10 protein-coding genes are annotated in these 14573 nt (G+C 32.1%); 7 read left to right on the forward strand and 3 right to left on the reverse strand.

Annotation, left to right across the window (positions count from 1 at the left end; genetic code table 11):
* Window positions 1-98 precede the first annotated feature (98 nt).
* Genes D9782_RS01660 through D9782_RS01670 form a run of 3 tightly spaced genes read right to left on the reverse strand, consistent with a single transcriptional unit; the run spans window position 99 to window position 4140 of the window.
* Window positions 99-1325, reverse strand: coding sequence for a glycosyltransferase family 4 protein (locus tag D9782_RS01660; RefSeq protein ID WP_121603909.1), 1227 nt, complete (start codon window positions 1323-1325; stop codon window positions 99-101).
* An 11-nt stretch (window positions 1326-1336) separates the two neighbouring features.
* Window positions 1337-3124, reverse strand: a complete 1788-nt coding sequence (locus D9782_RS01665; RefSeq protein ID WP_121603910.1) for a CDP-glycerol glycerophosphotransferase family protein — start codon at window positions 3122-3124, stop codon at window positions 1337-1339.
* Window positions 3115-4140, reverse strand: coding sequence for a hypothetical protein (locus tag D9782_RS01670; protein ID WP_121603911.1), 1026 nt, complete (start codon window positions 4138-4140; stop codon window positions 3115-3117). The genes D9782_RS01665 and D9782_RS01670 overlap by 10 nt, the downstream gene beginning before the upstream one ends.
* 594 nt (window positions 4141-4734) lie before the next feature.
* Between D9782_RS01670 and tagD the strand changes: the two genes are divergently transcribed.
* From tagD to csaB, 7 genes are all read left to right on the forward strand, one after another.
* On the forward strand, window positions 4735-5133 hold the full coding sequence (tagD, locus tag D9782_RS01675; protein ID WP_121603912.1) for a glycerol-3-phosphate cytidylyltransferase: 399 nt from the start codon (window positions 4735-4737) through the stop codon (window positions 5131-5133).
* Window positions 5126-6307, forward strand: coding sequence for a CDP-glycerol glycerophosphotransferase family protein (locus tag D9782_RS01680; protein WP_121603913.1), 1182 nt, complete (start codon window positions 5126-5128; stop codon window positions 6305-6307). The genes tagD and D9782_RS01680 overlap by 8 nt, the downstream gene beginning before the upstream one ends.
* Window positions 6308-6595: 288 nt before the next feature.
* Window positions 6596-8656 carry an SH3 domain-containing protein gene (locus D9782_RS01685; RefSeq protein WP_162986309.1) on the forward strand — a complete coding sequence of 687 codons (2061 nt, stop codon included), beginning with the start codon at window positions 6596-6598 and terminating at the stop codon, window positions 8654-8656.
* 39 nt (window positions 8657-8695) lie between these two features.
* Complete coding sequence (locus D9782_RS01690) at window positions 8696-9430, forward strand: WecB/TagA/CpsF family glycosyltransferase (RefSeq protein ID WP_121603915.1); 735 nt, start codon at window positions 8696-8698, stop codon at window positions 9428-9430.
* Window positions 9427-10995 carry a putative polysaccharide biosynthesis protein gene (locus D9782_RS01695; RefSeq protein ID WP_121603916.1) on the forward strand — a complete coding sequence of 523 codons (1569 nt, stop codon included), beginning with the start codon at window positions 9427-9429 and terminating at the stop codon, window positions 10993-10995. Before D9782_RS01690 ends, D9782_RS01695 begins: the two co-directional genes overlap by 4 nt.
* Window positions 10992-12851 carry a DUF5693 family protein gene (locus tag D9782_RS01700; protein WP_121603917.1) on the forward strand — a complete coding sequence of 620 codons (1860 nt, stop codon included), beginning with the start codon at window positions 10992-10994 and terminating at the stop codon, window positions 12849-12851. Before D9782_RS01695 ends, D9782_RS01700 begins: the two co-directional genes overlap by 4 nt.
* Window positions 12851-13957, forward strand: a complete 1107-nt coding sequence (gene csaB / locus D9782_RS01705; protein WP_121603918.1) for a polysaccharide pyruvyl transferase CsaB — start codon at window positions 12851-12853, stop codon at window positions 13955-13957. Before D9782_RS01700 ends, csaB begins: the two co-directional genes overlap by 1 nt.
* Window positions 13958-14573: the final 616 nt, after the last annotated feature.

A 14573-nucleotide genomic window follows, 5' to 3' on the forward strand; every position in this document is an offset into this window, starting at 1 on the left:
TAATTAACAGAATTAAATTAATATGGTACTTAAGTGAAATTTAAAATAGATTTCACTTTTGTAGGTTTAAATTCATCCATTTCACATAAAATTTTTCTTTAATTACTACTGTTAGACGATAATGTTTTACTATCGATTTTATGGTTTTGTTCATTTATATTAATAAAAATACTTTTAAAAAACTCATCCCATTGTGCTCCTATAGATTCAATAGAAAACCTCTTTACACTCTCTATAGCATGCAATCCCATTTTTCCTCTTAATTCATTATCTTCTACTAATAGATTAATTGAGTTTGCCAATCCTAAGACATTTTCATTATCTACAAGAATCCCATCAACCTCATTTGTAATTATTTCTGAGGGACCATGCGGACAGTCAAAACTAACAACAGGAACACCACTTTGCATTGACTCTACGATAACCAAACCAAATCCTTCAATTCGTGAACTAACTGCAAAAATAGAAGAGTTTAATAATTCTTTGTTCAAATTCTTAGTCGGCCCCATTAAAAACACATGATTATATAAATGTCTATCTTGTATAAGCTTCATTAATTCATTCTTTTCTTTACCAGTACCATAAATTTTCAACTTCCAATCGGGATTTTTTTTAACAACATATGAAAAAGCTTCAATTAATAAATCATAGCCTTTAATGTAATCAAGTCTTCCCGCTGCTATAACGGTTTTCTCTTTTAATGAAGATTTATATACTTCTTGATTAGCAGAAACTGAATTAGTTATTTTTAAAATTTGTAGATTACTATTTCTATTAAATATCTTTTGATAATGTTCATTATCTTTATCCGTAAGGGTTATAAGATAATCTAATTTTGGATAATATTTTTTAATAGATTTTTTTAAACCTTCTGGGTGCCCTTCGAAGTTAATATGTTCTTGTCCAACTAATTTTATCTTCTTTCTACCAAACTTCGATATAAATAAGTTAAAACAGGGTCTTGTTGATACTAAAACTCCTTCTTTAATCGACCTCAAATATAAAAATAATTTAATATCCGTTAATAATGAGAACTGCTTTATAGATTCTTCATCTTTATGAATAAGTTTACTTTTTCTTGACAATAAAAAGTTAGCAATTTTTGTGCGTATGTCTTGACGATTTCTGTCACGAGCGTATACATCGTGGAGTATTGTTATTTTCACTCTGGGATCCACATGAAAAAAGGGTGTATTTTGCCTTCTAAATAGACTTATAATTTCAATACTATAGTTCTTATTAGCTAAATAATTTGCGGTATTTAAAACAGTTCTTACTGTCCCACCCATTCCATACACATTTAAAATTAAAAAATATATCTTCAAAATAAACCCTCCTAAGATTTCAAGCTATAAAATACCTGATTAATAATTCTTTGTGATGCACAACCATCTTCCCAAGAACAAAATTTATTATAAAACTCTTCATATTTATCAAAGTAAAGCTCAGGTAATGATCTTGAAATCTCTATTGTATCTAATAAATCTTTTCCATTAGTCACAATAGGGCCAGGTGCATCTCTGTGTAAGTTAAAATAGAAACCTCTAAGAGCTGAGGAATATTGTTTTATATCATATGCAAAAAAGATAATTGGTTTTTTTGTATTAGCAAAATCAAACATAACTGAAGAATAATCAGTTATTAATAGGTCAGAAATTAAATATAATAATTTAATATCATCATAGTTAGAAACATTATATATAATATTTTCATATTCCCTAATTTGACATCTTATTGAATCTCTAGGGTGTAAACGAACTAATAGAACATATTCATTTCCAAAGCGTTCAACAAAGTCATTTAAATTAAATTTAAATTCATATGGTTCATTGAACAAACCATTATGAAAGTCATTATCCCTCCATGTTGGAGCATAAAGTATTATTTTCTTATTAGCTGGTATATTTAAATAACTTCTAATTTTATTCACCTGATCACTCTTAAAATCTTTATCTTGATACAAGATATCATTTCTCGGATATCCAACATTTAATATTTGATTTTTAAATAAGTATGCTCTTTGTAATATATTGCCTGTATATTTATTTGGGGACACCAAATAATCCCACCTTTTATTTCTTCTAATTAAATTTTCAGAAGTATTTTCTTTGTATGAAGGTGAACTTGGGTCTATATCGAAGCCCAACTTTTTTAAAGGTGTGCCGTGCCATGTTTGAATATGAACAGTATTTTTTCTTTTTTTGTAGAAGTCTGGAAAATTTCCGTTATTAACGAAATACTTTCCAATTGCTAGATAATAGTAATATCTTAATGTGTTTGGTTTCACTATTTTGGGGTTTCCTTGTATTTTTTGGTTTGTTTTATTCACGACCCATACGGGTTTGAAATCAATACTTTGTTTAAGCATTTCTTCATATAGACCTCTAGGATTACATGAGTAATTCATACCAGTTGTACTTTGAAAAATAACATATTTTGAATTAATGGGTACTACTTTATTCATGAAGTAATAGAATTTTAATTTAATAGAATTACTTAATCTTCTTAGTTCACTATTCTTAACAAATAAACCCTCTAAAGTACTTTCTATTTTCGATGGAAGTAAATTCAAATAGAATACGCTATTGCTTTGGCCAAATTTAATTTCACACTCACATAAATCAAAATTAATATTTTGATATATATTTTCTTTCTGACTGTTGTTTATTGCTGCCGATATTATATACTTGTATTCTAATAATGTTCTACCTGTCTTAATTAATTTTACTTTAACCGGTAATTTCATTTTATGACCATAAGGAAGCTTAAACCTTATATTCCCCTCGATAAGCTCAGGAATTTCATCATTTGGGGTCTGTATATTTAGTAAACCGTCTATTATTAGTTCATTCTTATTAAAAAGTATTCTCTGAAGTTTTTTATTAACAATATGATTTCTGACTAATATTGACACTTCTTCATATAATGTATAATAAACTTTAACCACTTTATTTTCATTTTGTAAATTAGGTGATATTATCTGTGGCATATTGACTATCGAACGTTTATCTTCAATTCCATTTAATCTAGTAACAAAACGTATCCATTCTTCACCGGAAATTAAATAAATATCCCAAACTCCATTAATTAATCTATTACTATGTATTAAATTTTTTACTTCCAATTTATATTCAAATTTATTATTGTATACTTCAATAGAATCTTCAATAATTTCATTTGAATCTCTCTTTTTATCTTTATCCTATGCAACCCGTTTATTTTTATATCATATCTACTGTTTATATATCCTTTTAAACAAACATTATCTGTATTAATTAATATGTTTGTTATTTCAACTTGCATTTTTTGATTTACAAAAATTACCGATAAATGTTTTGATTTATTCGACTTTTTGAATAGGAGTTCGAATAAAGAAGAATTATTTATCATAAATAAATCTTTTAAATTCACTTTATCATTTATTGACAGTGGAATTTTTTTTGTTCCCACTTGTATATATAACTTAAACTCGCTATTCCCCATAGATTTAATATCATCAAACACAATATTCTGTTTGAATTCAACATAGTTTGAACTCTCTAAGATATCTAACTTAAATTTATAATCGCGCTCAGTTTCTTGATCTTCAAAAACTAAAAACCTCTCAGTTCCTATATCACTATCAAAAACTTTACCAGAAATTAACAACTGATTATTATCTACACTTGTTAATTCATGTACTTCTGCAAAAGCGTTATTATAAGTCGATCTTATCGACAGATTCCCTTTAATTGTATTAAAAAGTTGTAGGCTGACATTCTTATTTACTGGATAATATGGTACTTCTAATGATTCGGTTGCAATATCTTTTATTCTAATATATTCTTTACTTGTAATAGAATCAGAAAGCAAATATAGATCCCAGACTTCATTATAACTACCTTCAAAAATTCTTAATGGTAAAAGAAAAACGAAAGTTTCATAACCATTAAAGTATTTTTTTTCCTTTACTTCAAAAAAATGTTTTTCATTAGAATTTCTGTTCTTCACTAACACAAATTCTTCTTTTATCTTTTCACGCTCGTCATTTCCATAGTCAATTTTAGTATATAATTTAATATACTCTTGTCGATAAGAGATTTCATATATTAAGACTTCTTTTTTATTTGAATAATCCCAAATGTAATTAAGTAGTTTCATTTTAAGCTAATTACCTCCACAACATTGAATTTAATAATTATAATTCCACAAACACCAACCATAGTACTATCAAAACTCCCAAAACAGGATGATATTACTATTTCATATTATTTGGCAATATTCGACAATAATTACTTCTAAATAATAATAATAGCATAATTAATATCATTTTTGGAGGTATTAATAGAAGTATCCTTTTAAGAAAGAATTTATATTATTGTACTGAAAATCAAAAATTCTTTTGTTTTCAAATTACTATTAATTATTATTTATGTATCAGTTTGAATTATAAAAGTAATTCAAAAAGTGCTTTCAGATAACAACCCGGACAAATTAAATAGGTTTTATGACCTATACTATAAAATAAACTAGATTTTCAGATTCAATATATTGAATTATAAATAAATTTATTGGTAAGCTTTTATATAGTATCGACAATTATTTTTAATATTTTAGATTTATGTATTTATATTATTCTAGTTTAATTGTATAATATAGTATGCGTGAAATGTTAATCTTTTGTAATTTTATTATAAATTCAACGTAAATATTTTATGGTATTATAGTCCAAGAATCTATACGGAGGTATTTAACATGAAAAAAGTAATCACTTACGGGACTTTTGACCTACTTCATACTGGTCATATTAATATATTGAGACGTGCTAAGGAGTTTGGAGACTATTTAATTGTTGCTATTTCTGCTGATGAGTTTAATGCGTTGAAGGGGAAAAAAGCGTACTATTCATTCGAACAAAGGAAAGCAATTCTTGAAGCAATACGTTATGTAGACGAAGTTATTCCTGAGTATACGTGGGAACAAAAAGTAGAAGATGTACAAAAACACGATGTGGATGTTTTTGTAATGGGAGATGACTGGGAGGGTAAATTTGACTTTTTAAAAGATTATTGTGAAGTCGTTTACTTACCAAGAACCGTAGGAATCTCTACAACAAAAATTAAAGCAGATTTAAATAAGGCGAATAATGGTTAAAGAACTTGCTATTAGTGTATACTTGTTTATTTTTCGTATACTCTTTAACTTTTTTAAGCTCTTTCCTTTAAAAAAGAAGGTAGTTGGAGTCGCTACATTTGGTGATAATATTTATTATACAACGAATGCTATAAAGAAGCTTTCTAATGAAGAAATTATTATTTTAAAAGACTCGTCATGCAAGTATCGCTTTGATAGTCGACAAGCCCAAATAATTGTATTTGATATAAAGCATCCCATTTCTTATATCAAATCTATTTATCATCTTGCTACTGCTTCAACTATTTTAGTAGATACGTATTATGGATTTTTAGCTGCTACTAAATTTAGAGATAATGCTACTTGCATCCAACTTTGGCATGCTGGCGGTGCCATCAAGAATTTTGGGTTAATGGATCCAACAAATGAATTTAGGACAGCAAAAGCAAATGAACGTTTTGCTCAAGTATATCGTACCTTTGATTTTACCGTTGTTGGATCTAACATGATGGCAGAGACATTTAAAAAAAGTTTCGGTCTTACAGATGACCGCATATTGCGTACTGGAATACCACGTTCTGATATACTGTTCGATCATTCTATGAAGGATCATATCTACAGGAATATGACAGAAAAATATCCGATGATTAAAAACAAACAGATTATCTTGTATGCACCGACTTTTCGAAATAACCAGCTCTCTAATTATCAATTACACTTAGATATTCAAAAGCTGTATCAAGAACTTTCGAATGATTATGTTCTGTTTATTAAACCACATCCTGCTGTAACGTATGAGATCAGTGAAGCGTATAAAGATTTTGTATATGATGTGTCGGACTTCTATGATACGAATCATTTATTGCTAATTACTGACTTATTAATTACAGATTATTCATCTATCCCATTCGAATATGCATTACTAGAAAAGCCAATGATATTCTTTGCATATGATATGGAAGAATATAGCTATACTAGTGGCTTAATTGATGACTATGAACATAAAATGCCGGGCCCGGTTGTAGCATCAACAGATGCTATTATTCTCGCAATAAAGGAAAATAGATTTGATTATTTGCAGATTAAAGAATTCGCTGACCAATGGAACGAATACTCTAATGGTACAGCTAGCCTGAACCTTGCTAAATATTTAACTGGTACAGAAGAAAAGGAAAAAGAAAGAGCTATTATCTAACATTCCATTCGATATGAGTGGGATGTTTTTTCTATTTCTGTTACTTCACGTTGTATGAATAATACACTTCTTCCTCACTCATAGAATACCATACTCTCCCACTAACTACTGTTAAGATTCGGTAAATAATATTAATTATCTGTAAATTATACTGAAATTGCCTCTTAAATGTACTACTATTGGTGTTGTCATAAAAGTTAAGTAAAACATTGTATCTGTGAGCACACTTAAAGGGGGCATCTTTACAACGTCATGAAAAAGATATACAAATTTTTCTTCATTCCTATTATGCTAATCACGCTTAGCTTACCTCAACCAGTTTATGCTCAATCGGATATTCATGGACACTATTTTGAAAAAAGTATGTTGATACTTATTGAAAGAGGGATTATGAATGGATACAGTGATGGAACATATCGTCCAAATCGACCAATAACAAGAGCAGAGTTTACTGTTTTTTTAGTTAGAGCTTTAAACCTATCTACTGACTCTACAGGAACTAATTTTTCTGATGTTAAAAAGGACGATTGGTATTACACTGCGATCGTTACCGCAACAAATAATAAGATTATTGGTGGTTATCCAAATCACGTTTTCAAACCAAAAAAGCATATTTCTCGCCAAGAGGTAGCCGCTATGATGAAACGTGCACTAGATCTAAAAGGAGTAAGTGCAGATAAAGCCCCACTTTTATTTACGGATAACAAAGACATTAATCCTATGTTCTACGGTGCTATTCAGGAATTAGTCTATTTAAATATCATTGCTGGTAAAAAAAATAACGAAGGTTTATTTTTTGCACCATTAGATAGCACAACTCGAGGTGAAATGTCAGCTATATTAAATCGGCTGTTGCAACACATCGATGAACCTAAAATAAGAATTGATTACACTCATTATAATTATTCCTTTAAGAAAATGATTGACATTCAAGTAACCAAAACACCTAAAGTAGATGGCGCTGGAAAATATACTGCTAGTAGATCACTTGTCGAATACTATGCGAATCCAAATAATTTCTCTAAGGAATCAAGTGACTACTTTCAGTTTCTAAACCTTTCAGAGAACGCAAATCTAAATCCGCACGAGATTAATAGAAAAGTACTGCAAAATAAGGGCACTTTATCTGGACAAGCTAGCTCATTTATAGAAGCAGGTAGACGATATGGAGTTAATGAAGTGTATTTAATGGCACATGCGCTTCATGAAACCGGCAATGGTACTTCAAAGCTTGCAAGCGGGATTCCAGTGGATAAAAACGGCAATATTGTTTCCGAAAATAAGGCTACCTATACGGTATACAATATGTATGGTTATGGAGCTATAGATAATGATCCATTAAATGGCGGAGCAAAGTATGCTTTTCTGAAAGGCTGGTTTTCCCCAGCAGCAGCCATCATTGGTGGTGCAAAAGATATTGCAAATAACTACATAAACGACGGTCAAAACACATTATATAAGATGAGATGGAATCCAAACAACCCAGGATACCCTCAATACGCTACCCATGTAAGTTGGGCTATTTTGCAAACGAATAGAATTCAAGAGATTTATAATTTACTAGATAATTATGTTTTGAAGTACGATGTACCTACTTTTAATCAACAACCAAATGCCAAAGGTAAACCTAGCGGTGATAAGCAATACCATGTTGATACAAAAAATCAAGGCATAAAATTAACAACTACAGCCAATTTGAACCTTCGAACTGGTCCAACAACATCATTCCGTATTATCAAAACCTTGGAAGATAATATGACAGTAACAGTTATTGGTGAAAATGGAGGCTGGTACAAAGTAAGAGCAAATGAAACTATTGGCTGGGTTTCAGGTAGTTACTTGCAAGCCAAAAATAGTCGGAAGTCGAAACTGATCATGTTTCCTCCTACTGATGATCAAGAAATGCCAAGTCAATCAAAAGCGGTTGGTTCGCTAGTTGCTAGAATCACTGGAAATCATGTCCATTTAAGAACAGAACCTTCCACATCGAATCAAGAGTCAATCATTAAACAACTATTAATTGATACTCCTGTACAAGTGTTCGATGTGCATGAAAATTGGTATTATGTATCAGATTATCAAGATAAAGGTTGGGTGTTTAAAGACTATATTAAGCTTAACAACCTTTTTCAAGTTAAAAATATGGAATCAAATCTGCTTGTGCGCAATAAACCTAATCAAAAAGGAGATATCATTGGCAAACTACAAGCAAATGAATATATTAATGTAGCTTTTAACGAAGAATCTAACGATATTATTCAAGAAGGTGACTGGCTTAAAATTTATTATGAAAATGGATTCGGTTGGGTTCATCATGCCTATCTTCAAAAACAAGATACAACTAACTGATCTTATAATCATGCTTTTCCTTCAAAGGAGTTTGAAAATATGAAGCACGTAACAATTATGGATATACCTTTTTTAAATACAAATCAACATTCTTTTGTACAGCTACTAAACCAACGGATTCAGAAAAAAGAAAAGACATTTATTGTAACAGCTAATCCAGAAGTTGTTATGAAAGCAAATCATGATCAACAGTTCATGCAACATTTGCAGCACGCGACGTATGTTGTTGCTGATGGTATAGGAATCGTAAAGGCAGCTAAGTTGCTAAACCAGCCTTTGCCTGAGCGAGTTACTGGCTATGATACAATGATTGATTTGTTAAAACTCGCAGATAAGAATAGATATCGAATCTTTTTACTTGGTGCTAAAGAAGGAACTTTAGAAAAAACGGTAAACGAAATTTCAACTCGTTACCCAAACATTGAAATTGTTGGTTCTCAGCATGGCTACTTTGATCGAGAATCAAAAGATATTACAGCGTCAATCGCTCGGCTCCAACCAGATATAACTTTTGTCGCGCTTGGTTGCCCTGGACAAGAAAGTTGGATAGCAAATAACCTATCTAATTTTGATTACGGAATATTTATGGGTGTTGGAGGCTCCTTTGATGTTATCGCCGGAACAGTTAAACGAGCACCTATGATTTTTCAAAAGCTAAACTTGGAATGGTTCTACCGCTTATTAAAGCAACCAACCAGATGGAGGAGAATGCTTACACTTCCTCAATTTGCATTCCGGATCGTCAGGCAAAAAACAAAGGGGAAAATTTCATGAGCCGTTCTGCTTTTGTAAAAAGTACGCTGCTATTAACTAGCGCTACATTAGCATCTAAGTTATTAGGAAGCATCTTTCGTATACCACTGCAAAATATAGCGGGAGATCATGTTTTAGGAATCTTTAGCCTCGTGTATCCCGTTTATATGGTTGCTCTTACATTATCGGTGGCAGGAATTCCTATTGCCATTTCGAAACTAATTGCCGAAGCACGAACAAATGGTGAATTATCCTTTATCAAAGAAATTCATGTAACAGCTAGTATTCTTGCTTTGTTATTTGGTATTTGCAGCTTTCTACTAATTTATAGCTTTTCTTTCCCACTTGCATCTGCTTTGGGAGGACATTCTACAAGGCTAGCTTTAATCGTAGTAACAGCCACTTTATTAATAGCGCCATATATGGCCGTTTACAGAGGGTACTTTCAAGGCTTTGATGATATGAAACCAACAGCTATTTCCCAAGTTATTGAACAATTTATTCGCGTCGGATTAATACTAATGATCGCTTATTATTTTGTTCATAAAGGCTTGTCCGATGAAAAGGTAGCTGGTGGTATTATGATTGGATCGGTTGTAGGGGCGCTCGTATCACTTATCTACTTAAGATTAAAATACTTGCGGTCTTCCTTCAAGCAAACGTTAAGTAGAAAATATACGATGCAGCTATTTATTTCCTGGAGTAAACATATATTAAAGCTGTCTATACCTATAGCAATTGGAGCAATTACGATGGCATTAATTAATTTCATCGACTCCTTCACCATTCCATATGGTTTACGAAGTATCGGAGCGTCGGAAACGCGAATTAATTACCTTTACGGTATATATGGACGGGGGCTTTCCGTTGTACAAATTGCAACAGTGTTCGCTACATCCATTGTATTGCCACTCATACCTTTAATAACGACTAAACTCGCAGCAGGTGATAAGTCTCAAGTTCGGTCTATAACAGAAAAGACATACCACATAGCACATATACTTTCTTGGCCCGCAGCGATGGGGTTACTTGCATTAACCTTACCCATTAATTTAGCTTTGTTCACAAACCTAGAGGGAAGCAACGTACTGGCTATTATTGGACTTAGTTCAGTATTTACTTCGTTAACTATACTGAGTACTGGGATTCTTCAAGGTATGAACTTCGCTAAACAAGCAGCTATGATTATTGTTTTCGGTATTATAGCGAAAGCTCTATTCAATATTTATCTAATTCAATTATTGGGTTTACGTGGTGCAGCATTATCTACTCTAGCAGTATACATTATTCTATTTATCATAAATACAATGTTTATTTATAGACACTATTCATTTTCCTTCAGGAAAAAGGTGGTTACAAAAATCGTCGTAGCCTCGGTTCTTATGGGAGCAGTTATTGGGATACCAACATTATTTATCCCAATCTCTGAATGGACGCGAATTCAAGCATTACTCTATTTAGTCGGAGCTACCGTAATTGGAATTATCATATATATTTTACAATTACAGTTATATAACGTAGTGCATAAAAACGACATCCTAAAGAACATTCCTTATTTAAGTCAGAAAGGAAGAGCAAAAAAATGACAAAACAGAAATGGATTTGGCTTACTTTGATTGCCTTACTCGTATGCACGATACCTGGAATCGTTGAGCGCTGGCAGACAGAAACGAAGAACAACACCTATGAGATTGCTGTTCCTTACCAAGAAATTGAACAGTTAGCGACAGAAAATGGAGATGTTAATACGGATGATATTCTCTCTTCCTTAAAAGAAGCTGGATTAACTACCGTTAGTATAAGCCCAATCTCGCTAAAATGGTTGGAAAATCAAGACATAATTACGATTTATAATGAGCAGGAAATAAATAACGCCTTGCGGTTTAACAATCAACAAGCCGTTCATTCAAACAAAAAAGGATATTATTTTTCTCAACCAAAGGAATCCTATTTTAATAAACTCATTAAAGACAATTTGCAGCCTTCCTCTGTAACTATAAACGGTCAAGCATTTTATTTTATTGAACGAGAAAAAGATCTTCTTTCAAAAAATATTGCTTATAACAAAGAAACAATTAAACAAGTTGAACGTCATGGACTTCATTATATGTTTAGAGTTGAAAATGCAAGCCCAACTTGGAATCAAAAGAGTGTTAACGAACTAATTAAATTAAATGAAGCATACACTTCAAATATATTATTCTATGGGCAAGATGTGATTGGTTATCCACATATGGATAACGTAAAAGAATGGACAAACCAACTAATAGACGCTGGTTACCATTTTTATTCTATTGAATTTAGCCATCAGAAGGGATTACAAACGATTGCTCGTACTACAGATTACAATACAATTCGCTTGCATAGCATTCACTTAAATAATAAAACACTTCCAGAAAATATTGATCAAGCTGTAAGAGCTGTTAAAGAACGCAATATACGTTCTATTTTCTTTCATATCCCAACAAATGAGCCTGATAAGAGCTTAAAACAGACAAACACTTTTATTACAGGCGTGCATGATGGCTTAGCTCGTAATTATCAACAGGGAATACCTATACCGTTTAAAGAAATAAGCACACCTATATGGATGCAAGTAATTATTTTCATTACAGGCATTCTGTTTACTGGATTAGCTTCATCGATGTTGTTAAACAGAAAATATACAGCTGCTTCTATCATATTCATGACAATTTTAGCTTTAGCCTATTTCATGACTCAAAAGCTATTTCTCATGCAGGGATTTGCATTAATTATTGCGATCATCGCACCAATATTTGCAGTATTGTCTACAATAAATAAAGGAGATGGAAGACTTCTAAGCATTACCTTACAATTCTTAAAAGCACTGAGTATTACGTTCATCGGAATAATCATTGTGATCGGTTTGTTAAACGGCAATGCCTTTATGTCCGGATTTGAGGTATTTAGAGGAGTAAAATTAGTTTATATCATACCTATCTTGTTTATCGGTGGATTATTATTCTGGAGAAAAGCGTTAAAATTATTACATGTTCCTGTAAAGTATTGGCACCTTCTAGTAATCTTTATCCTTGGTGTAGTCGGTTTTTATTACATTACTAGGACAGGAAATAGTGCTAATGTTAGTGAGATGGAAATGATGATACGAAGCAAATTAGAGGAATGGCTATATGTACGTCCAAGGACCAAAGAATTCCTTATTGGGTTTCCGTTCTATCTATTAGCGATCTATGTCATTAGCACAAATAGACTGCTAGGAAAACTCATGCTTATCCCTGGAATCATTGGGTTTTTATCTGTAATGAATACCTTTACCCATATCCATATTCCTTTACATATTTCCTTGCTACGAACGACATACAGCATTGGAATTGGCTACCTTATTGGACTTTTGCTGATCCTGATATACAGAAAAAGTGCACCGTTTATTGAAAATTACTATCGGAAGAGGTGGACATAATGCATATTGTACTTTCAGGTTATTACGGATTTGATAATGTTGGGGATGAGGCTATTTTATTTTCAATTATTGAACAGATCCGTAAGGTCCAGCCCGATATAAAAATTACTATTTTATCCAATGACCCTGAAAAAACTAAAGATACGTATCAGGTTAATGCTGTAAATCGAAGAAAGATTACCGAGATTACTCAAGCGTTGAAAGAATCAGATGGATTAATTAGTGGTGGTGGAAGCTTATTACAGGATAAAACAGGTATGTTTACAATCCCTTATTATACTGGCATTATTAAGTTAGCAAAGATGTTGAATAAACCCGTTTTTATTTATGCGCAAGGTATGGGACCTATTAACGGAATCCTAAGCAAATGGCTAGTTAAGTATACTTTAAATAATGTTGAACAAATTACTGTACGTGACAAGGAGTCACAGAATTTACTTACTAAGATTGGTGTAAGACATGCATCTACTATTGTACCAGATCCTGTATTAGGTTTAGACTCCAGTTCGTTTACTCATAAGTGGGAAAAGGCTAATAAATTTAACCGAAAATTTATAGCTGTAAGTGTAAGAGATTGGCCGACAAATAAACCATTCATTCAAAAAATAGCATCCTGCTTAGATAAACTCGTTCAAGATGGTTATGCCATTGTATTCGTTCCTATGCATGGAAAACAAGATGAACGCAAATCAAAAGAAACCGCTGAATTAATGAATGAATATAGCTATATTTCACCAGCTAACGCTTCCTTAGAAGCTAAAATTGCACTTATTGGTGAATCCAATCTACTAATAGGTATGCGTCTGCATTCGCTCATATTTTCAGCAATTAATTACACACCATTTATAGCTATTTCCTATGACCCCAAAATAGATGCTTTTGCAGCGCTCTGTGAACAGCCTGTAGTCGGGCATGTTGAAGAAAATAACTGGAACAGCAAACAATTATATAACCAAGCTAATGAGGCATTATGCAATCAAGAACTGAAGCGAACTAAGCTAAGGAAGAAAATAAAGACTTATCAACATGATGCACGGAATACACCTGAACTCGCATTAAATCTTTTCTTTGGGAAAAGGCAAAAACGTCCGTATAGCAATGTTTAAATTTACAAGGAATGGATAAATAGGCCCGAATTTCTATGTTATGTTGCCTTCATTAAAACAGGTACTACATGTTAATTCTATCCAGGATAAGCATGTCTACGAAAAAGAATATGGGGTAGTTAATAGAAAATGCGAACAAAGCTATTAAACTTTGTTCGGATTAGTCTTAGAGTCCAGTTGTCTATTACCTAAGAACTTTAGATAGTACATAATCCTATCTCTTTACCCTAGATAGAATAAAGTGAAACCTCAATCGTTGGGGTTTTGTTTTCCCCTACTGATTGTTATTTAAACCAATCGAACATTTACTGGCAGTCGATCTGCGATCCTCACTTATCCACATCCTAGACTGCCATATAAATACACGGTTACAAGCTTTATTTTAAATTCTTCACTATATTTAGCCACAAAAACCCCCCTGAAATTAGATTTTTTACTCTAACTTCAGGGGGTCGGTACCTTATCGTTCGTTTTTTGATCAGAATCATTCATTTAGCACCTAAAATAAGCGAGACTCCGGCGAGAATAGCACGAGTCCGAAGATTTACTTGGTAATGTGTTTTTCTTTACCAAGTTAGCTGAGGCCGTACCCCCGTAAAGAGTGTATATTTTCACG

It is taken from the genome of Virgibacillus sp. Bac332 (assembly GCF_003667785.1).
Classification (GTDB): Bacteria; Bacillota; Bacilli; order Bacillales; family Amphibacillaceae; genus Virgibacillus; species Virgibacillus salarius.